We start from the raw sequence: 24,339 nt of genomic DNA, 5'->3' as shown, positions 1-24,339 counted from the left end.
CTCCTTCGGCGAAGTGAAAAAGGCGACTCTCGAGTCGCCTTTTTCATGCGTGGCGTATCTGCGGTCAGGCCTGTGCTGCCGTGACCATTTGCTGTGCGTGTGCCAATGACTGCTCGGTGAGGTCGACGCCACCGAGCATGCGCGCGATTTCCTCGATGCGGCCGCGGCCATGCAGTTCGGCGACGGCGGTGCGCGTCTGTTCGCTGTCGCGGGCCTTGTGCACGAACAGATGGTGGTGGCCTTGGGCAGCGACCTGGGGCAGGTGGGTCACGGTCAGCACCTGGCCGCGCTCGCCGAGCCGACGCAGTAGGTGGCCGACGATCTCCGCGGTTGGGCCGCCGATACCGACATCCACTTCATCGAAGACCAGCGTCGGTACGCGCGAGGTCTGCGCGGTGATGACCTGAATCGCCAGGCTGATGCGCGACAGTTCGCCACCCGAGGCGACCTTGGCCAGCGGGCGTAGCGGCTGGCCGGGGTTGGCACTGACGAGAAATTCCACCTGCTCGAAGCCGTAGGGCGGGTAGTCGCCCTCGGCGACCGGTTTCAGCGTCACGCTGAAGCGTCCGCCGGGCATGCCCAGGCGCTGGATTTCGGCTTCCACGGCGAGCGACAGTTCCCCGGCCGCCGCCTGGCGGATGCGGCTCAGGTCCGTGGCTTTTTCCTCGTAGTGGCGAGCATAGGCCGCCAGCTCCTCGCCCAGCCGCTCGATGGCTTCGTCGTCCGCGTTCAGGCCTTCCAGTTCGTCCAGCAGGCGCTGCTGCAGCGCGACCAGTTCGGCAGGCTGCACGCGGTGCTTGCGGGCCAGCGTATAGATGGTATCCAGACGTTCTTCCAGCGCTTGCTGGCGCTGGGGATCGGCATCGAAATGATCGACGAAACGATTGAGTTCGCCGACCGCCTCCTCGACCTGGATCTGCGCGCTGGCCAGCAGGTTAACGGCCTCGCCGAGCGCCCCGGCGTGATTCTGGAACGCGGCCAGGCGCTGCAGGCTTGAGGTCAGTGCAGAGAGCACGTTACCGGCGTCGCTCTCGCTGCACAGTTCCGTCACCTGGCGACAGGCGTCAAGCAGCTGGCCAGCGTTGGCGAGGTTCTTGTGCTCCTGTTCCAGCTGTTCGAGTTCACCCTCGGCGAGTGCAAGGTTTTCCAGTTCTTCGAGTTGATAGCTGAGCAACTGCTGGCGCGCGCGTTGCTCGTCGCTGCTGTTGCTCAGCCGTTCGAGCGCCTGTTGCGTCTGGCGCCAGCGCTGGGCCGCGAGCTGCACCTGGCGGGCGAGTTCCTGGCTGGCGCTGTATTCGTCGAGCAGGCGTCGGTGGGTGTCGGGTTTGAGCAGCGATTGGTGCTCATGCTGGCTGTGGATGTCGATCAGCAGTTCGCCGAGCGCCTTGAGGTCGCCTTGCGGACAGGGCGAACCGTTGATGTAGCCGCGCGAGCGCCCCTCGGCGGTGATGACCCGGCGCAGGATGCATGGGCCGTCGTTGTCCAGGTCGCGTTCGGCGAGCCAGGCGCGGGCGTCGGGAATGTCGTCCAGGTCGAAGCTGGCGAGAATGTCCGCCTTGTCGGCGCCCAGGCGCACCACGCTGCTGTCGGCACGGTCGCCCAAAGCGAGACCGAGGGCGTCGAGCATGATCGATTTGCCCGCACCGGTTTCGCCGCTGATCACGCTCATACCGCGTTTCAGTTCGAGGTCCAGGTGTTCGACGATGGCGTAGTTGTGAACCGAAAGATGAACCAGCATGGTGGCGCTCCGGGTTGTGAGGCTGGCTATTTATACAGTGCTTTTTGGGGCGTCCACAATACGCCCCGACGGATTGTGGTGTGTGCGGTGCGCGATTGGTCGGCGTGCGCCATGTCGGTGTCGGCGCGACCTGCCCTTGAACCGTGCGAGGGTGCCCCCATATAGCGGCACAAGCGCGGGCGGTCGCCCGCAATCGTATCGAGATAAGGAGGACGCATGGCCGACGAGCAGAACCTGGAAAACCAGACCTTTGACGAGCAGGATCAGGCCGCTGCCAGCGACGATCTGGCGGCCCGCGTGCAGTCGCTCGAAGAGCAGTTGGCGGCCGCCCAGGATCAGTCGCTGCGGGTGGCGGCTGAACTGCAGAACATTCGCCGGCGTGCCGAGCAGGATGTGGAGAAGGCCCACAAGTTTGCGCTGGAAAAGTTCGCCGGCGATCTGCTGGCGGTCGCCGACAGTCTGGAGCGCGGCCTCGAGCTGTCGAAGCCGGACGATGAGGCGGTCAAGTCGGTGCGCGAGGGGCTGGAGCTGACGCTCAAGCTGCTGCTCGACACGCTGGCGCGCCATCAGCTGACGCAGATCGATCCGCATGGCGAGCCGTTCAATCCGGAGCACCACCAGGCAATGGCGATGGAAGAGAGCACCCATGCCGAGCCAGGCAGCGTGCTCAAGGTGTTCCAGAAGGGCTACCTGCTCAATGGCCGTTTGTTGCGCCCGGCGATGGTCGTGGTGAGCAAGGCGCCTTCGCAAGCGGTGCCTTCGATCGACGAGCAGGCTTGAATTCGGGCAGGCAACCCCCATCTGGTAGCCAAGCGTTTTTGTGTTACCGCAGCCGGTAAACAGGCGCGGACCAATCGAAATTCGGGAGAGAGATTAAATGGGCAAAATCATCGGTATCGACCTGGGGACCACCAACTCCTGCGTCTCCATTCTGGAAAACGGCAACGTCAAGGTCATCGAGAACGCCGAAGGCGGCCGTACCACTCCGTCGATCATCGCGTACACCAATGATGGCGAGACCCTCGTCGGTCAGTCCGCCAAGCGTCAAGCGGTCACCAACCCGCAGAACACCCTGTATGCAGTCAAGCGTCTGATCGGCCGTCGCTTCGAAGAAGACGTTGTGCAGAAAGACATCAAGATGGTGCCGTACAACATCGTCAAGGCCGACAACGGCGACGCCTGGGTGGAAGTGAAGGGCCAGAAGATGGCACCGCCGCAGATTTCCGCCGAAGTGCTGAAGAAGATGAAGAAGACCGCCGAGGACTACCTGGGCGAGTCGGTCACCGAGGCGGTCATCACCGTGCCGGCGTACTTCAACGACAGCCAGCGCCAGGCCACCAAGGACGCCGGTCGCATCGCCGGTCTGGACGTCAAGCGCATCATCAACGAGCCGACCGCGGCGGCGCTGGCCTACGGCATGGACAAGGCCAAGGGCGACCACACCGTGATCGTCTATGACCTGGGCGGCGGTACCTTCGACGTGTCGGTGATCGAGATCGCCGAGGTCGATGGTGAGCATCAGTTCGAAGTGCTGGCTACCAACGGTGACACCTTCCTCGGTGGTGAGGACTTCGATATCCGCCTGATCGACTACCTCGTCGAGGAGTTCAAGAAAGAAACCGGCATGAACCTCAAGGGCGATCCGCTGGCCATGCAGCGCCTGAAGGAAGCTGCCGAGAAGGCCAAGATCGAGCTGTCCTCCAGCCAGCAGACCGACGTCAACCTGCCGTATATCACCGCCGATGCGTCCGGTCCGAAGCACCTGAACGTGAAGATCTCCCGCGCCAAACTGGAGTCGCTGGTCGAAGATCTGGTCGAGCGCACCATCGAGCCGTGCCGCATCGCGCTGAAGGATGCCGGTATCGACGTGTCGAAGATCGACGACGTGATCCTGGTCGGCGGTCAGACCCGTATGCCGCTGGTGCAGCAGAAGGTCGCCGAGTTCTTCGGCAAGGAAGCACGCAAGGACGTCAACCCGGATGAAGCCGTCGCGATGGGTGCCGCCATTCAGGGCGCGGTGCTGGCCGGCGACGTCAAGGACGTGCTGCTGCTCGACGTGTCGCCGCTGACCTTGGGTATCGAAACCCTTGGTGGCGTGATGACCGCGCTGATCGAGAAGAACACCACCATCCCGACCAAGAAATCGCAGGTGTTCTCCACTGCCGACGACAACCAGAGCGCCGTGACCATTCACGTGCTGCAGGGTGAGCGTAAGCAGGCGGCGCAGAACAAGTCGCTGGGCCGCTTCGATCTGGCCGACATTCCGCCGGCACCGCGCGGCATGCCGCAGATCGAGGTCACCTTCGACATCGACGCCAACGGCATCCTGCACGTGTCCGCCAAGGACAAGGCCACCGGCAAGCAGCAGTCGATCGTGATCAAGGCCAACTCCGGTCTGTCCGAGGAAGAGATCGAGCAAATGGTGCGTGACGCCGAGGCCAACGCCGAGGAAGACCGCAAATTCGAGGAGCTGGCGACCGCTCGCAACCAGGGCGATCAGCTGGTCCACGCCACTCGCAAGATGCTGACCGAGGCCGGTGACAAGGCCAGTGCCGACGACAAGACGGCCATCGAGAAGGCCATCGGAGAACTGGAGCTGGCGATCAAGGGCGACGACAAGGCCGAGATCGAGGCCAAGATCGCGGCGGTCTCCCAGGCCTCCACGCCGCTGGCGCAGAAGATGTATGCCGAGCAGCCGCAGGGCGCCGAAGGTCAGCCGGCCGCGGACAAGGACCAGGCGGGCGACGATGTGGTCGATGCCGAGTTCGAAGAGGTCAAGGACAACAAGTAAGCCCCGGCTTGCTTCCGCTCCAGCCCGTTCTGGCTTCGGCCGGGCGGGCGTAACCGCTGCGCGGGGGCTTGCTCCCGCGTCGGCGTGTCTGGAGGGCACGAATTTGAGGGTTCAGGAAACATATGGCCAAACGTGATTTTTACGAGGTGCTGGGTGTCGAGCGCGGCGCCAGCGAGGCGGAGCTGAAGAAAGCCTACCGTCGCCTTGCGATGAAGTATCACCCAGACCGCAATCCGGGTGACAAGGCGGCCGAGGAGGCTTTCAAGGAAGCCAACGAAGCCTACGAAGTGCTCTCCGATGCGAGCAAGCGCGCGGCGTACGACCAGTACGGCCATGCCGGTGTCGATCCGCAGATGGGGGCCGGCGCAGGCGCTGGCTACGGTGGCGCCAATTTCTCCGACATCTTCGGCGACGTGTTCAGCGACTTCTTCGGCGGCGCGCGCGGCGCTTCGCGCGGCGGCGCTCAGCGTGGCAGCGACCTGCGCTACACCCTGGAGCTGGATCTGGAAGAGGCGGTGCGCGGCACCACGGTCACCATTCGCGTGCCGACGCTGGTCGAGTGCAAGACTTGCGATGGTTCCGGTGCGAAGAAGGGCACCAGTCCGGTGACCTGTACCACCTGCGGCGGTATCGGCCAGGTGCGCATGCAGCAGGGCTTCTTCTCGGTGCAGCAGACCTGCCCGCGCTGCCACGGCAGCGGCAAGATGATTTCCGATCCGTGCGGCAGCTGCCACGGTCAGGGACGGGTGGAAGAGCAGAAGACGCTGTCGGTCAAGGTGCCGGCGGGTGTCGATACCGGCGACCGTATCCGTCTGACCGGCGAAGGCGAGGCCGGCACTCAGGGCGGGCCGGCGGGCGACCTGTATGTGGTGGTCAACGTGCGTGAGCACCAGATCTTCCAGCGCGACGGCAAGCATCTGTACTGTGAAGTGCCGATCAGCTTCGCCGATGCGGCGCTCGGCGGCGAGCTGGAAGTGCCGACACTCGATGGTCGGGTCAAGCTGAAGATTCCCGAGGGCACGCAGACCGGCAAGCAGTTCCGCCTGCGCGGCAAGGGCGTGGCGCCGGTGCGTGGCGGCGGCGCCGGCGATCTGATGTGCCGGGTGGTGGTCGAGACGCCGGTCAATCTGAGCAAACGTCAGCGCGAGCTGCTCGAGGAGTTCCGCGGCACGCTGCAGGGCGATACATCCCACTCGCCGAAGGCCAGTGGCTGGTTCGAGGGCGTGAAGCGCTTTTTTGGTGATGTTTGATCGCTGCAGGCGGCAAGCGGCCTAGATGAGGTCGCCTGCCGCTTGGGGCTTGCAGCTTGGAGCTGATGCTATGCGACGTATTGCAGTGATGGGCGCCGCCGGGCGCATGGGCAAGACCCTGATCGAGGCGGTGCAGCAGACGGCGGGCGCCGCCGGACTGACGGCAGCGGTGGATCGGCCGGACAGCACCCTGGTCGGTGCCGACGCGGGAGAGCTGGCGGCGATCGGTCGTCTTGGCGTGCCGCTCAGCGGCGATCTGGCGCGGGCGGTGGACGAGTTCGATGTGGTGATCGACTTTACCCATCCTTCGGCGACGCTGAAGAATCTGGAAGTCTGTCGGCGCGCCGGCAAGGCCATGGTGATCGGCACCACCGGCTTTTCGCCGGAGGAGAAAGAGCGTCTGGCTGCCGCGGCCAAGGAGATTCCCATCGTCTTCGCTGCGAACTTCAGCGTTGGCGTAAACCTCTGCCTCAAGCTGCTGGATACCGCGGCACGGGTGCTGGGCGACGAGGTCGACATCGAGATCATCGAGGCACATCACCGGCACAAGGTGGACGCGCCGTCGGGCACCGCGCTGCGCATGGGGGAGGTGGTGGCTGAGGCGCTCGGCCGTGATCTGCAGAAGGTCGCCGTATACGGTCGCGAAGGCCAGACCGGTGCGCGTAAGCGCGAGACCATCGGCTTCGCCACGGTGCGCGCCGGTGACGTGGTGGGCGATCACACCGTGCTGTTCGCCGCCGATGGTGAGCGGGTGGAGATCACGCACAAGGCTTCCAGTCGCATGACCTTCGCCAAGGGCGCGGTACGCGCTGCGCTCTGGCTGGAGGGCCGGCCCGCAGGGCTCTACGATATGCAGGATGTGCTGGGTCTCAAGTGAGTTTCTGCGCCTACGGAAGTCGTCCTGTCTGTTCACGCTCGGCTTGCGGGCGATATTGGCTGGACCGGAAAGGGGATTTTCTGTAAGCTTCCCGCTTTAGTGTGTCCACTAAAAGTTGCGCAGAAATGAATCAAATAAAAAGCGGGATGACCTTCACACGTCATCCCGCTTTTTTACAATCTGCGTCTGCTCCAGCCTTGATCTACGGGAGGTCTCTTGACTAAGCCAGCCACTACGCCAGCCATTCTGGCCCTAGCCGATGGCAGCATCTTTCGCGGCGAATCCATCGGCGCCGATGGGCAAACCATTGGCGAGGTGGTCTTCAACACCGCCATGACCGGCTATCAGGAAATCCTCACCGATCCTTCCTACGCCAAGCAGATCGTCACGTTGACCTATCCGCATGTCGGCAACACCGGCACCACGCCGGAAGATGCCGAGGCCCGTCAGGTATGGGCGGCCGGTCTGGTCATTCGTGACCTGCCGCTGCTGGCCAGCAACTGGCGTAACAAGCAGTCGCTGCCTGACTATCTGAAGGCCAACGGCACTGTCGCCATCGCCGGCATCGATACCCGCCGGCTTACCCGCATCCTGCGCGAGAAAGGCGCCCAGGATGGCTGCATCCTGGCCGGCGCGGACGCCACCGAAGAGAAGGCGCTGGAACTGGCGCGCAGCTTCCCGGGCCTGAAGGGCATGGACCTGGCCAAGGTGGTCAGCACCACCGAGCGCTACGAGTGGCGTTCCAGCGTGTGGGAGCTGAAGACCGATAGCCACCCGGAAATTCCCGCCGCGGAGCTGCCCTACCACGTGGTGGCGTATGACTATGGCGTCAAGCTGAACATCCTGCGCATGCTGGTCGCGCGCGGTTGCCGCGTGACCGTACTGCCGGCGCAGACGCCGGCAAGCGAAGCCCTGGCGCTCAATCCGGACGGTATCTTCCTAGCCAACGGCCCGGGTGACCCCGAGCCGTGCGACTACGCGATCAAGGCGATCCAGGAAATCCTCGAGACCGATATCCCGGTGTTCGGCATCTGCCTGGGCCATCAGTTGCTGGCTCTGGCATCCGGCGCCCGGACGATGAAGATGCCGAACGGCCACCACGGCGCCAACCATCCGGTGCAGGATCTAGACAGTGGTGCGGTGATGATCACCAGCCAGAACCACGGTTTTGCGGTGGATGAGGCCAGTCTGCCGGCCAATCTGCGCGCCACCCACAAGTCGCTGTTCGACGGCACGCTGCAGGGCATCGAACGCACCGATAAGGTCGCGTTCAGCTTCCAGGGTCACCCGGAAGCCAGCCCGGGCCCGCACGATGTGGCGCCGCTGTTCGACCGCTTCATCGCGGCAATGGCCGAGCTGCGCTGAGGAGAACAGGCATGCCGACGCTGGGGATAACCGATTTCTGGACCTACGTGCTAGGTGTGGTTTTCGTCGTCCTGCTGTCCGGACCGAACTCCTTGTTTGTCCTGGCGACATCGGCCCAGCGTGGCGTGGCGACCGGCTATCGTGCCGCCTGCGGCGTGTTCCTCGGGGATGCGCTGCTGATGTTGCTGTCGGCGCTCGGCGTGGCGTCGCTGCTTAAGGCTGAGCCGATGCTGTTCCTCGGCCTCAAGTACCTAGGCGCGGCGTACCTTTGCTACCTCGGTGTCGGCATGCTGCGCGGTGCCTGGCAACGGTTGCGCCACCCCGATGCAGCCTTGGAGCATGCCGAGCGCGTGGACGTCTACCAGCCGTTTCGCAAGGCGCTGCTGCTGAGCCTGTCGAACCCGAAGGCGATCCTGTTCTTCATCTCCTTCTTCATCCAGTTCGTCGATCCCGCCTACGCCCATCCGGGACTATCGTTCCTGGTGTTGGGCGCGGTCCTCGAGCTGATCAGCGCGCTGTATCTGAGTTTCCTGATTTTTACCGGTGTGCGGCTGGCGGCCTGGTTCCGTCGGCGGCAACGGCTGGCCGCCGGCGCCACTTCGGGCGTCGGCGCCCTGTTCGTCGGCTTTGGTGTGAAGCTGGCCACCGCAACCCTGTCCTGATTATTGCAACGAGAGTCCCATGCCTAAGCGTACAGACATAAAGAGCATCCTGATCCTCGGTGCCGGCCCCATCGTCATCGGCCAGGCCTGTGAGTTCGACTATTCCGGCGCGCAGGCGTGCAAGGCGCTGAAGGAAGAAGGCTTCCGCGTCATCCTGGTGAACTCCAACCCCGCCACCATCATGACCGACCCGGCGATGGCCGACGCCACCTATATCGAGCCGATCAAGTGGGCCACCGTGGCCAAGATCATCGAGAAGGAGCGTCCCGACGCACTGCTGCCGACCATGGGTGGCCAGACTGCGCTGAACTGCGCGCTGGATCTGGAAAAGCACGGCGTGCTGGAGAAGTTCGGCGTCGAGATGATCGGTGCCAACGCCGACACCATCGACAAGGCCGAGGATCGCTCGCGCTTCGACAAGGCGATGAAGAACATCGGCCTGGCGTGCCCGGTTTCCGGCATCGCGCACAACATGGATGAAGCCTACGGCGTGCTCGACAAAGTCGGCTTCCCCTGCATCATCCGCCCGTCGTTCACCATGGGCGGCACCGGCGGCGGCATCGCCTACAACCGCGAGGAGTTCGAGGAGATCTGCGCGCGCGGTCTGGATCTGTCGCCGACCAGCGAGCTGCTGATCGACGAGTCGCTGATCGGCTGGAAGGAATACGAGATGGAGGTGGTCCGCGACAAGAAGGACAACTGCATCATCGTCTGCTCCATCGAGAACTTCGATCCGATGGGCGTGCACACCGGCGACTCGATCACCGTGGCTCCGGCACAGACGCTGACCGACAAGGAATACCAGATCATGCGCAACGCCTCGCTGGCGGTGCTGCGCGAGATTGGCGTGGAAACCGGCGGTTCCAACGTGCAGTTCGGTATCTGCCCGAACACCGGGCGCATGGTCGTCATCGAGATGAACCCGCGTGTGTCGCGTTCCTCGGCACTGGCTTCCAAGGCCACCGGCTTCCCCATCGCCAAGATTGCCGCCAAGCTGGCCGTCGGCTATACCCTCGATGAGCTGCAGAACGACATCACTGGCGGCCGCACTCCGGCCTCCTTTGAGCCGGCCATCGACTACGTGGTGACCAAGGTCCCGCGTTTTGCCTTCGAAAAATTCCCCAAGGCGGATGCCCGTCTGACGACCCAGATGAAGTCGGTGGGTGAAGTCATGGCCATCGGTCGGACCTTCCAGGAATCCATGCAGAAAGCCCTGCGTGGTCTGGAAGTTGGCGCCACCGGCTTCGATCCGAAGCTGAACCTCGCCGATGTCGAGGCCGAAAGCACGCTCAAGCGCGAGCTGACCGTGCCGGGTGCCGAGCGCATCTGGTACGTCGCCGACGCTTTCCGCGCCGGCAAGAGCGTCGAGGACGTGTTCGCCCTGACCAAGATCGACCCTTGGTTCTTGGTACAGATCGAGGATCTGGTCAAGGAAGAAGAGCAGGTCAAGACCCTGGGCCTGTCCAGCATTGATCGCGATCTGATGTACAAGCTCAAGCGCAAGGGCTTCTCCGATGCGCGCCTGGCCAAGCTGCTCGGCGTCACCGAGAAGAATCTGCGCAGCCATCGCCACAAGCTCAAGGTGCTGCCGGTCTACAAGCGCGTCGATACCTGCGCTGCGGAGTTCGCCACCGACACCGCCTACATGTACTCGACCTACGAGGAAGAGTGCGAGGCCAACCCGTCGAGTCGCGACAAGATCATGATCCTCGGTGGCGGCCCCAACCGCATCGGCCAGGGCATCGAGTTCGACTACTGCTGCGTGCACGCGGCGCTGGCTATGCGTGAAGACGGCTACGAGACCATCATGGTCAACTGCAACCCGGAAACCGTCTCCACCGACTACGACACTTCCGACCGCCTGTACTTCGAGCCGGTGACCCTGGAAGACGTGCTGGAGATCGTCCGTGTCGAGCAGCCCAAGGGTGTGATCGTGCAGTACGGCGGCCAGACGCCGCTGAAGATCTGCCGCGCCCTCGAAGAAGCCGGCGTACCGATCATCGGCACCAGCCCGGACGCCATCGACCGCGCCGAAGACCGCGAGCGCTTCCAGCAGATGGTGCAACGCCTGAACCTGCGCCAGCCGCAGAACGCCACCGCACGCAGCGAGGAGGAAGCCATCGCGGCATCCAAGGCCATCGGTTATCCGCTGGTGGTGCGTCCGTCCTACGTGCTCGGCGGCCGCGCGATGGAGATCGTCTACGAGGAAGAAGAGCTCAAGCGCTACATGCGCGAAGCCGTGCAGGTGTCCAACGACAGCCCGGTGCTGCTCGACCACTTCCTCAACTGCGCCATCGAGGTGGACGTGGATGCGGTGTGCGACGGCGAGCAGGTGGTGATCGGCGCGATCATGCAGCACATCGAACAGGCCGGCGTGCACTCCGGTGACTCCGCCTGTTCGCTGCCAGCCTATTCGCTGCCGCAGAGCATTCAGGACGAGATCCGCGAGCAGGTGCGCAAGATGGCCCTGGAACTCGACGTGGTTGGTCTGATGAATGTGCAGATGGCAGTGCAGGGCGAAGACATCTATGTGCTGGAAGTGAACCCGCGTGCTTCGCGCACCGTGCCGTTCGTTTCCAAGTGCATCGGCGAGTCGTTGGCCAAGGTCGCCGCACGCGTCATGGCCGGCAAGACCCTGGCTGAGATCGGCTTCACCAAGGAAATCATCCCGCCGTTCTTCAGCGTCAAGGAAGCGGTGTTCCCCTTCGCCAAGTTCCCTGGAGTGGACACCATCCTTGGCCCGGAAATGAAGTCCACCGGCGAAGTGATGGGTGTCGGCGACAGCTTCGCCGAGGCCTTCGCCAAGGCCCAGCTGGGTGCCAGCGAAATCCTGCCGACTTCCGGTTGCGCGTTCATCAGCGTGCGCGAAGACGACAAGCCCTACGTCGAGCAGGTCGCCCGCGATCTGATCGGGCTGGGCTTCGAAGTGGTCGCCACCGCCGGAACGGCGCGCATCATCGAAGCCGCCGGCTTGCCGGTGCGCCGCGTGAACAAGGTGACCGAAGGCCGGCCGCACGTGGTCGACATGATCAAGAATGACGAGGTCACGCTGATCATCAACACCACCGAAGGTCGGCAGTCGATTGCCGATTCGTATTCCATTCGTCGCAATGCCCTGCAGCACAAGATCTGCATCACCACCACCATCGCCGGTGGTCAGGCGATCTGTGAGGCGCTCAAGTTCGGTCCCGAGAAGACCGTGCGCCGCTTGCAGGATCTCCATGCAGGAATCCACGCATGATCAAGTTCCCTATGACCGTCCAGGGCGCCCGCGCCTTGGAAGAAGAGCTCAAACACCTGAAAACCGTACTGCGCCCGCAGATCACCCAGGCCATCGCCGAAGCGCGCGAACTGGGTGACCTCAAGGAAAACGCCGAATACCACGCCGCGCGCGAGCAGCAGGGCATGGTCGAGGCGCGGATTCGCGATATCGAAGGTCGGCTGCAGAATGCGCAGGTCATCGATATCGCCAATATCACTCCGACCGGCAAGGTGATCTTCGGTACTACTGTAGATATCGCCAACGTCGAAACCGACGAGCAGGTGACCTACCAGATCGTCGGTGACGATGAGGCGGACATCAAACAGGGCAAACTGTCGGTGAGTTCACCGATCGCCCGTGCGTTGGTCGGCAAGGAAGAAGGCGATGTGGTCGCGGTGAAGACGCCTAGCGGACTGATCGAATACGAGATCGTCGAGGTTCGTCATATCTGAGCTTCGGCCCGTACGCGGCGGCACCATAACCTGGCAGCTGGCCCAGACGTTCTGGGTCGGCGGCCTGTGGTTGCTGCACTTCGTCGTGTTGCCCGCGGTGGCCAAGGTCGGGTTGGCGCCGCTGTTGGTCGACGAGCTGGCGGCGGCGCTGCGGCCGTTGCTGGTGGGGTTCGCCGGGTTCTGCGTAGTGTTGCAGGCGGTGGTGTTGCTACCACTCACGGGGCTCGCGCGGTTCGCGGCCGAGTTGCGCGGCCAGTTGCTGCTGGCAACATTGCTACTGGCGATCAGCTTCTTCATCGAGCGCAGCGGTGTTTTCGCATCGAATTACTGGTCGCTGTTCAGCTATCTGGCAATGGCGTTTTGCGGACTGTTGCTGGTGCTGCAACCCCCACCGGGGCGTGAGGGCTGAGTATTCGCGAAGGCTAGGCCCTGTGAGAGTCAGGCCTGGAAGCGGTGAATGTTGGAGAGCTGCTTGTTGGCCTTGGGATTCTTGCGATAGACCAGGGCCATCTTGCCGATGTTCTGGACCAGTTCGCAGCGGGCGGCCTTGCAGAGTTCTTCCATCAGCGCGTGACGATCCTCGCGCTCGGCGATGCGGAACTGCACCTTGATCAGTTCGTGATCGTTCAGTGCGCGCTCCAGTTCGGCCAGCACGCCTTCACTGAGGCCGTTTTCGGCTACGATCAGAACCGGTTTCAGATGGTGGCCGATGGACTTGTAGTGTTTCTTCTGCTCGTTGGTGAGCGGCATATTTCGACCCTTGCGTCAGAACCCTTGAAAAACGGCGGCTAGTGTAACCGACACGTTCCAGGCCGCACAGATGAGGTATCAGCTTGGCACGCTCCAAGACCAGCCCGCGTTGGCTGAAAGAACATTTCGACGATCCCTACGTGAAGATGGCGCAAAGGGACGGCTACCGCTCCCGGGCCAGCTACAAACTGCTGGAAATCCAGGAGAAGGATCGCATTCTGCGCCCCGGCATGACCGTCGTCGATCTTGGCGCGGCGCCCGGCGGTTGGTCGCAGGTCACCAGCCGGGTTATCGGCGACAAGGGACGGCTGATCGCCTCCGATATCCTGCCGATGGACAGCATCGCCGATGTGACCTTCATTCAGGGCGATTTCACCGAAGACGAGGTGTTCGCGCAGATTCTCGAGGCCGTCGGCGAGCATCCGGTGGACCTTGTTATCTCCGATATGGCCCCCAACATGAGTGGAGTGAGGGCATCCGATCAGCCGCGCGCGATGTTTCTCTGCGAACTCGCACTGGATCTCGCTACGCGGGTACTGCGCCCCGGTGGTGATTTTTTGATCAAGATATTCCAAGGCGAAGGCTTCGATGCCTATCTGAAGGACGTGCGGCAGAACTTCGACAAGGTGCAGATGCGCAAGCCGCTGTCTTCCCGCGACCGTTCGCGTGAGCAGTATTTGTTGGCGCGAGGTTTCAAGGGTCCGCAGGATGAATAAGGCCGATTGAGAAAAGCCGACCGAGCGATAGTCAGTGTCTGTTTTGCCGGCCTGGCCGTTTCATATAGGGTTACAGACGAGCTGTCAGCTCGTGCGCGTTGTGTAGTAAGTTAGGCTGAGCAAGCATCCGGCCGTCATGCAGATCCCCGTCTGACGGGCCTGCTCCAGAGGGTAGTGAATTTGAACGACATGGCTAAGAACCTCATCCTGTGGCTGATCATCGCCGCTGTTCTGGTGACGGTGATGAACAATTTTTCCAGTCCGAACGAGCCGCAGACGCTCAACTATTCCGACTTCATCGAGCAGGTCAAGGATGGGCGTGTCGAGCGTGTGACCGTCGACGGCTTCGTAATCATCGGCAAACGCAGCGATGGCGAAACCTTCAAAACTGTTCGCCCGGCGATCCAGGACAACGGCCTGATCGGCGACCTGATCAACAATAACGTGATCATCGAAGGCAAGCAGCCGGAGCAGCAGAGCATCTGGACCCAGCTGTTGGTGGCGAGCTTCCCGATTCTGGTGATCATCGCGGTGTTCATGTTCTTCATGCGCCAGATGCAGGGCGGCGCAGGTGGCAAGGGCGGCCCGATGAGCTTCGGCAAGAGCAAGGCGCGCCTGCTGTCTGAAGACCAGGTCAAGACCACCTTTGCCGACGTTGCCGGTTGCGACGAGGCCAAGGAGGAAGTGCATGAGCTGGTAGAGTTCTTGCGTGATCCCGGCAAGTTCCAGCGGCTCGGTGGCCGCATCCCGCGCGGCGTGCTGATGGTCGGTCCTCCCGGTACCGGTAAGACGCTGCTGGCCAAGGCCATTGCTGGCGAGGCGAAAGTACCGTTCTTCACCATTTCCGGTTCGGACTTCGTCGAAATGTTCGTCGGTGTCGGTGCCAGCCGTGTACGCGACATGTTCGAGCAGGCCAAGAAACATGCGCCATGCATCATCTTCATCGACGAGATCGATGCGGTGGGTCGCCACCGTGGTGCCGGCCTCGGCGGTGGTCATGACGAGCGTGAGCAGACTCTCAACCAGTTGCTGGTGGAGATGGATGGTTTCGAGATGAATGACGGCATCATCGTCATCGCCGCCACCAACCGTCCGGACGTGCTCGATCCGGCCCTGCTGCGTCCCGGCCGCTTCGACCGCCAGGTAGTGGTGGGGCTGCCGGATATCCGTGGTCGCGAGCAGATTCTGAAAGTGCACATGCGCAAGGTTCCAATGGGCGACAACGTCGAACCGGCGGTGATTGCCCGTGGCACTCCAGGCTTCTCCGGCGCCGATCTGGCCAACCTGGTCAACGAGGCCTCGCTGTTCGCCGCGCGAGCCAACAAGCGCATCGTTGAAATGAAGGAATTCGAGCTGGCCAAGGACAAGATCATGATGGGCGCCGAGCGCAAATCGATGGTCATGTCTGAGAAGGAGAAGCTCAACACCGCGTACCACGAGGCAGGACACGCAATCGTCGGTCGTGTGGTGCCCGAGCATGATCCGGTCTACAAGGTGTCGATCATCCCGCGCGGTCGTGCGCTCGGCGTGACGATGTTTCTTCCGGAAGAGGATCGCTACAGCCTGTCCAAGCGAGCGCTGATCAGCCAGATCTGCTCGCTGTTCGGTGGGCGCATCGCCGAGGAAATGACGCTCGGCTTCGAGGGCGTGACCACTGGTGCGTCCAACGACATCATGCGGGCTACGCAACTCGCGCGGAACATGGTTACCAAATGGGGGCTTTCTGAAAAGCTCGGGCCGCTGATGTATGCCGAGGAAGAGGGCGAGGTGTTCCTCGGTCGCAGTGCCGGAAGCCAGCACACTAACGTGTCGGGCGAGACGGCCAAACTGATCGATCAGGAGGTGCGCAGCATCATCGATCACTGCTATGGCACTGCCAAGCAGATCCTGGCGGATAATCGCGATCGGCTGGACATGATGGCCGAGGCGCTGATGAAATACGAAACCATCGATGCTGAGCAGATCGACGACATCATGGCCGGACGGCCACCGCGCGAACCGCGTGATTGGCAGGGTGGTTCCGGGGCATCGGGTAAATCGACCCAGCCCGAGAGCGGGCGGCCAGAAACGCCGATCGGAGGTCCGGCCGGCGAACACTAAGCCTCAAGGCGTTCAAATGAGCGAAACGTTGTCTGCAGCCCGGCTATCTTGTGGTAGCCGGGTTCTTGATTTAGCCCGTCCGCAAGTGATGGGTATTCTGAATGTCACCCCTGATTCTTTTTCCGACGGCGGGCGCTACGCGCTGAAAGATGCGGCGCTGAAACATGCCGAGTCGATGGTGCGTGCTGGCGCAACGCTTCTAGATGTCGGTGGTGAGTCGACGCGCCCCGGGGCGCGTGCGGTTTCGCCGACAGAAGAGCTCGAGCGCGTGGCACCGGTGGTGGAAACCATTGCGCGCGAGCTGGACGTGGTGATTTCTGTCGACACTTCGACTCCTGCGGTGATCCGCGAGGTTGCGCGGCTGGGTGCTGGTCTGATCAATGACGTGCGCTCGCTGCGTCGCGACGGCGCTTTGGATGCGGCGCTCGATAGCGGCTTGCCAGTTTGTCTGATGCACATGCGCGGCGAGCCTGGCGATATGCAGGACGACCCGCAGTACACTGACGTAACCACCGAGGTGTGTGATTTCCTCGCGCAGCGCATGGCCGAGTGCGTGGCTGCCGGCATCAAGGCTGAGCGTGTCGTGCTGGATCCAGGATTCGGCTTTGCCAAGGCGCTCGAACACAATCTCAGTCTGTTCAGACACCTTGAGCGGCTGCATGCGCTTGGGCGGCCGCTGCTGGTCGGTGTGTCGCGCAAAACCATGATTGGTAAGGTTCTCGGACGCGAGGTGGACGCGCGTCTCTACGGCAGTCTCGCGCTGGCAGCGCTTGCAGTGGCCAAGGGTGCGCAGATTATTCGCGTGCACGACGTGGCCGAGACGGTTGATGTGGTTCGAATGATAGCTGCAGTTCAGTCTGCAGAATAAAGGGACGGTTTTCATGGGTAGAAAGTACTTCGGCACGGATGGGATTCGTGGGCACGTCGGACAGTTTCCGATCACGCCGGATTTCATGCTCAAGCTGGGTTGGGCGGCAGGCATGGCTTTTCGCAAGCAGGGCAAGTGCCGCATCCTGATCGGCAAGGACACCCGTATTTCCGGTTATATGTTCGAGTCTGCATTGCAGGCCGGGCTGTCTGCGGCGGGGGCCGATGTGTTGTTGCTGGGGCCGATGCCAACGCCGGCAGTGGCTTACCTGACGCGCACCTTCCACGCTGAAGCCGGTATCGTCATTAGCGCCTCACACAATCCGCATCACGACAATGGTATCAAGTTCTTCTCCGGTCGCGGCACCAAACTGCCGGACGAGGTCGAGCTGATGATCGAGGAATTGCTGGATGCGCCGATGACGGTCGTCGAATCGGCTCAGCTGGGCAAGGCGTCGCGGATTAACGATGCGGCCGGGCGCTACATTGAGTTCTGCAAGAGCAGCGTGCCGACCAGTACCGATTTCAGTGGTCTCAAGTTGGTTATCGATTGTGCGCATGGCGCCACCTATAAGGTGGCGCCGAGCGTATTCCGCGAACTCGGTGCTCAGGTGGTGGTGATCGGTGCGCAGCCTGACGGGCTGAATATCAACGCGGATGTCGGTTCGACCCATGTAGGCCAGTTGCAGAAGGCGGTGGTCGAGAACGGTGCCGATATGGGTATCGCCTTCGATGGCGACGGCGATCGCGTGATGATGGTCGATCACACTGGGGCAGTCGTGGATGGCGATGAGCTTCTATACATCATTGCTACCGATCTGCAGGAGCGCGAGCGCCTGAGCGGTGGCGTGGTGGGTACCTTGATGAGCAATCTCGGTCTGGAGCTGGCATTGAAGGCGCGCGAGATTCCATTCGTGCGTGCGAAGGTCGGTGACCGCTACGTCATCGCCGAGATGCTGGAGCGCAGTTGGCCGCTAGGGGGAGAGAATTCCGGGCATATCGTTTGCGCTCAGCATACGACCACCGGGGACGCCATCATCGCGGCATTGCAAGTCGTGCTGGCTCTGCGCCGGCGAGGTCAATCCCTCGCGCAGGAGCGCCTCGCCTGGCATAAATGTCCGCAAGTGCTGATAAACGTGCGCTACGCAGGCGGAACCGATCCGCTTTCGCATCCTGATGTGCAGGCAGCCTGCGACGATGTTACCGAACGCATGGCTGGGCGCGGGCGAGTATTGCTGCGCAAGTCCGGCACAGAACCGTTGGTGCGGGTCATGGTGGAGGGTGATGATGAGAAGCAGGTGCGCGCGCATGCCGAGGAGTTGGCAAAAGTAGTAGCAAAAGTTTGTGCGTGATCTGCTTGCCAGGGTGGGGGCGGTTGAGTAACATCTGCGCCCACTTTGACCGACGAGGTAAAGCATGCGCCGCAAGATGGTAGCTGGTAACTGGAAAATGAACGGTACCCGCACTAGCGTCGCAGAGCTGATTGGCTCTCTCCGGGTTGAAGAGCTTCCAAGTGATGTGGATGTAGTGGTTTTGCCTTCATCCATTCATCTTGCGCAGGTCTTGAGCGATCTCCAAGGTGGGACAATCGCGGTGGGGGCACAGGATTGTTCGACGGAGCCTGGCTTTGGGGCCTTTACAGGCGAAGAGTCAGCCACCCAGTTGCGTGATTTGGGGTGTGCGTGGGTTCTGGTTGGGCATTCCGAACGACGATCGCTGTTTGCCGAAAGTGATCAGGTTGTATGTCGAAAGTTTTCTTCGGCGCAGGTGAATGGACTGAAACCCATCCTCTGCGTTGGTGAGACGCTAGAAGAGCGTCAGCTGGGAAAGACACTTGATGCGGTGTCGCAGCAGTTAAATAGTGTGCTCGACGTGGTCGGTGTAGATGCGTTTGAGTCGGCTGTGGTTGCGTATGAGCCGGTCTGGGCGATAGGTTCCGGGCTGACTGCAACGCCGGGGCAGGCGCAAGAGGTTCATGCAGCTATCCGGGCTGTGGTGGCGCAGCGGAATCCGCGCATTGCGGGCGGTTTGCGGATTCTTTATGGTGGAAGCGTCAAATCGGAAAATGCCGTTGAGTTGTTTGCTCAGGCTGATGTAGATGGCGGACTGATCGGCGGAGCCTCTTTGAAAGCGAACGAATTTGGCGCGATCTGTCGTGCTGCGGGGAAGTGATCAGATGTTGCAGACTGTTGTGATCGTGGTGCATCTGCTGGTCGCCCTGGGTGTGGTTGTGTTGGTATTGCTGCAGCAGGGCAAGGGTGCGGATGCGGGGGCTTCATTCGGTTCGGGTGCTTCGGCTACCGTATTCGGAAGTCAAGGTAGTACTACCTTTCTGAGTCGGTTTACTGCTATACTCGCCGGCGTTTTTTTTGTGACAAGCCTGGGCTTGGCCTTTTTCGCCAAGGAGCAGGCTGACAGTATCTCGCAGGCGGGTCTGCCTGATCCGGCGGTGCTTGAGGTTCCGGCAAGCAAGCCTGCAGTGAATGATGTTCCGGTTCTGGAAGAGCGTAACCCTACGGGTGATGCACCTCCGGTGCAGGAGAAGCAGTAAAGGTTTTTGCCGAGGTGGTGGAATTGGTAGACACGCTACCTTGAGGTGGTAGTGGCCATAGGCTGTAGGGGTTCGAGTCCCCTCCTCGGTACCAAACAAGCAGGCCCGCCTAGTGCGGGCCTTCTTGTTATCAGGGTTTCGGTTGACCGATTGTCAAGATGGTCGTACAATTCGTGCCCAGTTTGTCGCGGGGTGGAGCAGTCTGGTAGCTCGTCGGGCTCATAACCCGAAGGTCGTTGGTTCAAATCCAGCCCCCGCAACCAGTGAAGTGAAGAGCCCCTGTATAGGGGCTTTTTATTGGCTTCAGGCCAGGTCGCCGGCACTTCAGGCGATCACAGGGATGGGCGTTTCGCCCATTTTTCGTTTGTACAGCATGCGCGAGGGACTTCGATGTCGAGCAAGCTAGAACAGTTGCAGGCCTTGTTGGCCCCGGTGGTAGAGGCGCTCGGGTATCAATGTTGGGGTATCGAGTTTCTCTCTCAGGGAAGACATTCGCTGCTTCGAGTCTATATCGATCACGCCAACGGTATTCTGATCGACGATTGTGAGAAGGTCAGCCGTCAGCTCAGTGGCGTGCTTGATGTCGAAGACCCCATCAGTGTCGATTACACCCTTGAGGTGTCCTCTCCCGGTATGGATCGGCCATTGTTCAGGTTGGAGCAATACGCCGCCCATGTGGGCGAGCAGGTAAAAATCAAACTGCGTTCCCCCTTCGAGGGGCGGCGCAATTTCCAAGGGCTTCTCCGCGGGGTGGAGGAGCAGGATGTGGTGATACTCGTTGATGATCATGAGTATCTATTGCCTGTCGATCTGATCGACAAGGCCAACATAGTCCCCCGTTTTGACTGAATGCGGAACCCGCGGACCCCAATGGATTGCGAAAGGCGAGGCGTACGATGAGCAAAGAAGTACTGCTGGTTGTGGAGTCGGTGTCCAACGAAAAGGGCGTGCCGGCTGGTGTCATTTTTGAAGCGTTGGAGCTGGCTCTGGCCACTGCAACCAAAAAGCGTTACGAAGACGAAGTCGACCTGCGTGTGGAGATCAACCGCCAAAACGGCAGCTATGAAACCTTCCGCCGCTGGACGGTGGTCGATGACGAGCATTTTGAGGATCCGGCTTACCAACTGGCGCTCGATCAGGCGCAAGAGCGCAAGGCGGATGCAAAACTTGGCGATGTCTTCGAGGAAAAGATCGAGTCCATCGAGTTTGGCCGTATCGCTGCGCAGACCGCCAAGCAGGTCATCGTGCAGAAGGTGCGTGAAGCCGAGCGTGCCCAGGTGGTCGAGGCCTATCGTGACCGCCTCGGCGAGATCATTTCCGGAACGGTAAAAAAAGTTACCCGCGACAGCGTGATCGTCGATCTGGGCAACAATGCCGAGGCTCTGCTGGCGCGCGAGGACATTATTGCCCGCGAGACCTTCCGCGTCGGTGCCCGCGTGCGTGCGCTGCTGAAGGAGATCCGCACGGAGAACCGCGGTCCGCAGCTGATCCTGTCGCGTACTGCGCCGCAGATGCTGATCGAGTTGTTCCGCATCGAAGTGCCGGAAATTGCCGAGGGTCTCATCGAGGTGATGGGAGCTTCGCGTGATCCGGGTTCGCGCGCCAAGATTGCGGTTCGCTCCAAGGACAAGCGCATTGATCCCCAAGGCGCCTGCATCGGCATGCGCGGCTCGCGCGTGCAAGCAGTTTCCGGCGAGATTGGCGGCGAGCCGTGGATATCGTCCTGTGGGACGACAACCCGGCTCAGTTCGTGATCAACGCGATGGCACCGGCGGAAGTGGCAGCGATCATCGTCGATGAGGATGCGCACGCGATGGATATCGCGGTCGCCGAGGACAACCTGGCGCAGGCAATCGGTCGCGGTGGGCAAAACGTCCGTCTGGCCAGCCAGCTGACTGGCTGGACGCTGAACGTGATGACCGAGGCGGATATCCAGGCCAAGCAACAGGAAGAGACCGGCGACATCCTGCGCAGCTTCATCGAAGAGCTGGACGTCGACGAGGAGCTGGCCCAGGTGCTGGTCGAAGAAGGCTTCACCTCCCTGGAGGAAGTCGCCTACGTCCCGATGGAGGAGATGCTCGGCATCGAAGGGTTTGATGAGGACATCGTCAACGAACTGCGTACACGTGCCAAGGATCGCCTGCTGACCAAGGCTATCGCCACCGAAGAGAAACTGGCGGACGCGCAACCGGCCGAGGATCTCCTCGCGCTGGATGGCATGGACAAAGAACTGGCGGTCGAGTTGGCTGTGCGGGGTGTGATTACCCGCGAAGACCTGGCCGAGCAGTCGATCGACGACTTGCTCGACATAGACGGCATCGATGAAGAGCGTGCCGGCAAGCTGATCATGGCCGCCCGAGCCCATTGGTTCGAGTAAGTAATTAGCGGCCTGAGGAGAGAGATGCATGACGCAAGTCACGGTGAAAGAACTGGCCCAAGTGGTCGACACACCGGTCGAGCGACTGCTGCAGCAGATGCGTGAGGCAGGACTGCCGCACACCAGCGCCGAGCAAGTGGTGACCGATAACGAAAAGCAGGCCCTGCTGGCTCATTTGAAAAGCAGTCACGGCGCCAAGATGGACGAGCCGCGCAAGATCACCTTGCAGCGCAAGACCACCACCAAGCTGAAGGTCGGCGGCAGCAAGACCATCAGCGTCGAGGTGCGCAAGAAGAAAACCTTCGTCAAGCGCGGCCCGGATGAGATTGAGGCCGAGAAGCAACGCGAACTGGAAGAGCAGCGCGCGGCCGAAGAAGCGGCTCGCTTGAAGGCAGAAGAAGAGGCGCGCGCGCGTGCGGAGGAAGAAGCCCGTCGCCAGAAGCAGCAAGAGCAGACTCCGGTTGCTGCAGCTCAGCCCAGTGCCGCTGAAGTTGTCGTCGAGCCGGCAGCTGTCGAAGCCGCAGTCGCGGCCGCTCCGAGCGATGAGCGCAAGAAAGAAGAAGCTCGCCGTGCCGAGAAGCCGCGCAGCGACGACGACGATCGTCGTGATCGCAAGCATGCGCAACATCGCCCGTCGCTCAAGACCAAGGCGCCGCTGACACGTACCGTGCGCAGTGGCGAGGATGACGCCGACGGCTTCCGTCGTGGCGGTCGCGGCAAGTCCAAACTCAAGAAGCGTAATGCGCATGGCTTCCAGAGCCCGACCGGACCGGTCGTACGTGAAGTTTCGATCGGCGAAACCATCACCGTGGCCGAGCTGGCCCAGCAGATGTCGGTCAAGGCTGCCGAAGTCATCAAGTTCATGTTCAAGATGGGCTCGCCGGTCACCATCAATCAGGTGCTCGACCGGGAAACCGCGCAGCTTGTGGCCGAGGAGCTCGGCCACAAGGTCAAGCTGGTCAGCGACAACGCGCTGGAAGAACAGCTGGCCGAACTGCTGAAGTTCGAAGGCGAGGAGATGACCCGCGCGCCGGTGGTGACCGTGATGGGCCACGTCGACCACGGCAAGACCTCCCTGCTCGATTACATCCGTCGTGCCAAGGTTGCCGTTGGCGAAGCGGGCGGCATTACTCAGCACATCGGCGCCTACCACGTCGAAACCGAGCGTGGCATGGTCACGTTCCTCGATACCCCCGGTCACGCGGCGTTCACCGCGATGCGTGCCCGCGGTGCGAAAGCGACCGACATCGTCATCCTGGTGGTTGCGGCGGACGACGGCGTCATGCCGCAAACCCAGGAAGCCGTGCAGCACGCGAAGGCGGCAGGTGTGCCGATCGTGGTCGCGGTGAACAAGATCGACAAGCCGGAAGCCAATCCGGACAACATCAAGAACGGCCTGGCTGCGCTCGATGTTATCCCCGAGGAGTGGGGTGGCGACACGCCGTTCATTCCTGTTTCCGCGAAGATGGGTACCGGCGTCGACGAACTGCTGGAAGCCGTTCTGCTGCAGGCCGAGATCCTCGAACTCAAGGCCACGCCTTCGGCGCCTGGTCGCGGTGTTGTGGTCGAGTCGCGCCTGGACAAGGGCCGCGGCCCGGTGGCTACCGTGCTGGTTCAGGACGGCACGCTGCGCCAAGGCGACATGGTCCTGTGCGGTGTGAACTTCGGTCGCGTGCGCGCCATGCTCGACGAGAATGGCAAGCCGGTGAAGGAAGCCGGTCCGTCCATTCCGGTGGAAATCCTCGGCCTGGATGGTACGCCCGAAGCCGGTGATGACCTTACCGTGGTCGCCGACGAGAAGAAGGCACGCGAAGTCGCCTTGTTCCGTCAGGGCAAGTTCCGCGAAGTGAAACTGGCACGTGCCCACGCTGGCAAGCTGGAGAACATCTTCGAGACGATGGGGCAGGACGAGAAGAAGACGCTCAACATCGTGCTCAAGGCCGACGTGCGCGGCTCGCTCGAAGCGCTGCAGGGTTCGCTCAACGGTCTGGGCAACGACGAGGTGCAGGTGCGCGTGGTCGGTGGCGGTGTCGGTGGTATCACTGAATCCGATGCCAACCTGGCGCTGGCATCCAGTGCGGTGATCTTCGGCTTCAACGTGCGTGCCGACGCTGGCGCGCGCAAGATCGTCGAGGCCGAAGGCCTGGATATGCGCTACTACAACGTCATTTACGACATCATCGAGGACGTCAAAAAGGCGCTCACCGGTATGCTCGGCAGCGATGTGCGCGAGAATATTCTGGGTATAGCCGAGGTGCGCGACGTGTTCCGTTCGCCGAAGTTTGGCGCGGTTGCCGGCTGCATGGTTACCGAGGGTATGGTGCACCGCAACCGTCCGATTCGCGTTCTGCGCGACGATGTGGTGATCTTCGAAGGCGAGCTGGAGTCCTTGCGTCGCTTCAAGGATGACGTCTCGGAAGTCCGTGCCGGCATGGAATGCGGTATCGGCGTGAAGAGCTATAACGACGTCAAGGTCGGCGACAAAATCGAAGTGTTCGAGAAGGTCCAAGTGGCCCGTTCACTGTAATCCGAGTTGCAAACTTCCAGCGGCAAGCGTCGAGTGTGATCACTTGGCGCTTGC

General features: G+C 61.8%; 19 protein-coding genes, 2 tRNA genes and 1 pseudogene. 20 read left to right on the top strand and 2 right to left on the bottom strand.

Translation table 11 applies throughout. The annotated features are described in order from the left end of the window. Positions 1-64 precede the first annotated feature (64 nt). Positions 65-1,738: a DNA repair protein RecN gene (gene recN, locus NAV27_RS16905; protein ID WP_102829529.1), complete on the bottom strand. Its 1,674-nt coding sequence runs from the start codon at positions 1,736-1,738 to the stop codon at positions 65-67. A gap of 216 nt (positions 1,739-1,954) precedes the next feature. Between recN and grpE the strand changes: the two genes are divergently transcribed. The 9 genes from grpE to NAV27_RS16860 all read left to right on the top strand — a co-directional run bounded on the left by grpE (position 1,955) and on the right by NAV27_RS16860 (position 12,806). Further along, positions 1,955-2,518 (top strand): nucleotide exchange factor GrpE, encoded by a 564-nt coding sequence (gene grpE / locus NAV27_RS16900; RefSeq protein ID WP_008568964.1) that lies wholly within the window; start codon positions 1,955-1,957, stop codon positions 2,516-2,518. 97 nt (positions 2,519-2,615) lie between these two features. Next, positions 2,616-4,529 carry a molecular chaperone DnaK gene (gene dnaK / locus NAV27_RS16895; RefSeq protein ID WP_102829530.1) on the top strand — a complete coding sequence of 638 codons (1,914 nt, stop codon included), beginning with the start codon at positions 2,616-2,618 and terminating at the stop codon, positions 4,527-4,529. Positions 4,530-4,651: 122 nt separating this feature from the next. Further along, positions 4,652-5,779 carry a molecular chaperone DnaJ gene (dnaJ, locus tag NAV27_RS16890; RefSeq protein ID WP_102829531.1) on the top strand — a complete coding sequence of 376 codons (1,128 nt, stop codon included), beginning with the start codon at positions 4,652-4,654 and terminating at the stop codon, positions 5,777-5,779. Between the two features lie 70 nt (positions 5,780-5,849). After that, positions 5,850-6,656, top strand: coding sequence for a 4-hydroxy-tetrahydrodipicolinate reductase (dapB, locus tag NAV27_RS16885; protein ID WP_102829532.1), 807 nt, complete (start codon positions 5,850-5,852; stop codon positions 6,654-6,656). A 216-nt stretch (positions 6,657-6,872) separates the two neighbouring features. Further along, on the top strand, positions 6,873-8,021 hold the full coding sequence (gene carA / locus NAV27_RS16880; protein ID WP_102829533.1) for a glutamine-hydrolyzing carbamoyl-phosphate synthase small subunit: 1,149 nt from the start codon (positions 6,873-6,875) through the stop codon (positions 8,019-8,021). A gap of 11 nt (positions 8,022-8,032) precedes the next feature. Next, the gene (leuE, locus tag NAV27_RS16875; protein ID WP_102829534.1) at positions 8,033-8,683 is read left to right on the top strand and encodes a leucine efflux protein LeuE; all 651 of its coding nucleotides are present in this window, start codon (positions 8,033-8,035) and stop codon (positions 8,681-8,683) included. Between the two features lie 19 nt (positions 8,684-8,702). After that, positions 8,703-11,924: a carbamoyl-phosphate synthase large subunit gene (gene carB / locus NAV27_RS16870; RefSeq protein WP_102829535.1), complete on the top strand. Its 3,222-nt coding sequence runs from the start codon at positions 8,703-8,705 to the stop codon at positions 11,922-11,924. Beyond that, positions 11,921-12,397, top strand: coding sequence for a transcription elongation factor GreA (greA, locus tag NAV27_RS16865; RefSeq protein ID WP_008568955.1), 477 nt, complete (start codon positions 11,921-11,923; stop codon positions 12,395-12,397). Before carB ends, greA begins: the two co-directional genes overlap by 4 nt. After that, positions 12,390-12,806 carry a DUF4149 domain-containing protein gene (locus NAV27_RS16860; RefSeq protein ID WP_102829536.1) on the top strand — a complete coding sequence of 139 codons (417 nt, stop codon included), beginning with the start codon at positions 12,390-12,392 and terminating at the stop codon, positions 12,804-12,806. Before greA ends, NAV27_RS16860 begins: the two co-directional genes overlap by 8 nt. Before the next feature lie 29 nt (positions 12,807-12,835). Here NAV27_RS16860 and yhbY read toward each other — a convergent pair whose 3' ends face one another. After that, complete coding sequence (yhbY, locus tag NAV27_RS16855; RefSeq protein ID WP_008568953.1) at positions 12,836-13,147, bottom strand: ribosome assembly RNA-binding protein YhbY; 312 nt, start codon at positions 13,145-13,147, stop codon at positions 12,836-12,838. 83 nt (positions 13,148-13,230) lie between these two features. Here yhbY and rlmE point away from each other — a divergent pair, with 83 nt between their 5' ends. From rlmE to infB, 11 genes and pseudogenes are all read left to right on the top strand, one after another. Continuing rightward, positions 13,231-13,863 (top strand): 23S rRNA (uridine(2552)-2'-O)-methyltransferase RlmE, encoded by a 633-nt coding sequence (rlmE, locus tag NAV27_RS16850; protein WP_102829537.1) that lies wholly within the window; start codon positions 13,231-13,233, stop codon positions 13,861-13,863. Between the two features lie 189 nt (positions 13,864-14,052). Further along, positions 14,053-15,963, top strand: a complete 1,911-nt coding sequence (ftsH, locus tag NAV27_RS16845) for an ATP-dependent zinc metalloprotease FtsH (RefSeq protein WP_102829538.1) — start codon at positions 14,053-14,055, stop codon at positions 15,961-15,963. A gap of 16 nt (positions 15,964-15,979) precedes the next feature. Beyond that, positions 15,980-16,831, top strand: coding sequence for a dihydropteroate synthase (gene folP / locus NAV27_RS16840; protein ID WP_102829539.1), 852 nt, complete (start codon positions 15,980-15,982; stop codon positions 16,829-16,831). Positions 16,832-16,844: 13 nt separating this feature from the next. Beyond that, complete coding sequence (gene glmM, locus NAV27_RS16835; protein WP_102829540.1) at positions 16,845-18,182, top strand: phosphoglucosamine mutase; 1,338 nt, start codon at positions 16,845-16,847, stop codon at positions 18,180-18,182. 64 nt (positions 18,183-18,246) lie between these two features. Beyond that, the gene (tpiA, locus tag NAV27_RS16830; RefSeq protein WP_102829541.1) at positions 18,247-19,002 is read left to right on the top strand and encodes a triose-phosphate isomerase; all 756 of its coding nucleotides are present in this window, start codon (positions 18,247-18,249) and stop codon (positions 19,000-19,002) included. A gap of 4 nt (positions 19,003-19,006) precedes the next feature. Next, the gene (gene secG, locus NAV27_RS16825; protein ID WP_102829542.1) at positions 19,007-19,381 is read left to right on the top strand and encodes a preprotein translocase subunit SecG; all 375 of its coding nucleotides are present in this window, start codon (positions 19,007-19,009) and stop codon (positions 19,379-19,381) included. Between the two features lie 8 nt (positions 19,382-19,389). Beyond that, positions 19,390-19,475 (top strand) — tRNA-Leu (locus NAV27_RS16820). A gap of 92 nt (positions 19,476-19,567) precedes the next feature. Continuing rightward, positions 19,568-19,644: transfer RNA gene (locus NAV27_RS16815), tRNA-Met, on the top strand. A 127-nt stretch (positions 19,645-19,771) separates the two neighbouring features. Continuing rightward, positions 19,772-20,230 carry a ribosome maturation factor RimP gene (rimP, locus tag NAV27_RS16810; RefSeq protein WP_102829543.1) on the top strand — a complete coding sequence of 153 codons (459 nt, stop codon included), beginning with the start codon at positions 19,772-19,774 and terminating at the stop codon, positions 20,228-20,230. 47 nt (positions 20,231-20,277) lie between these two features. After that, positions 20,278-21,758: pseudogene (gene nusA / locus NAV27_RS16805) on the top strand (transcription termination factor NusA). Between the two features lie 28 nt (positions 21,759-21,786). Further along, positions 21,787-24,285, top strand: coding sequence for a translation initiation factor IF-2 (gene infB / locus NAV27_RS16800; RefSeq protein ID WP_102829544.1), 2,499 nt, complete (start codon positions 21,787-21,789; stop codon positions 24,283-24,285). Positions 24,286-24,339: the final 54 nt, after the last annotated feature.

Origin of the sequence: Stutzerimonas degradans (assembly GCF_024448505.1) — a bacterium.
Classification (GTDB): domain Bacteria; phylum Pseudomonadota; class Gammaproteobacteria; order Pseudomonadales; family Pseudomonadaceae; genus Stutzerimonas; species Stutzerimonas degradans.
This window is presented reverse-complemented; position numbering and strand designations above follow the sequence as displayed.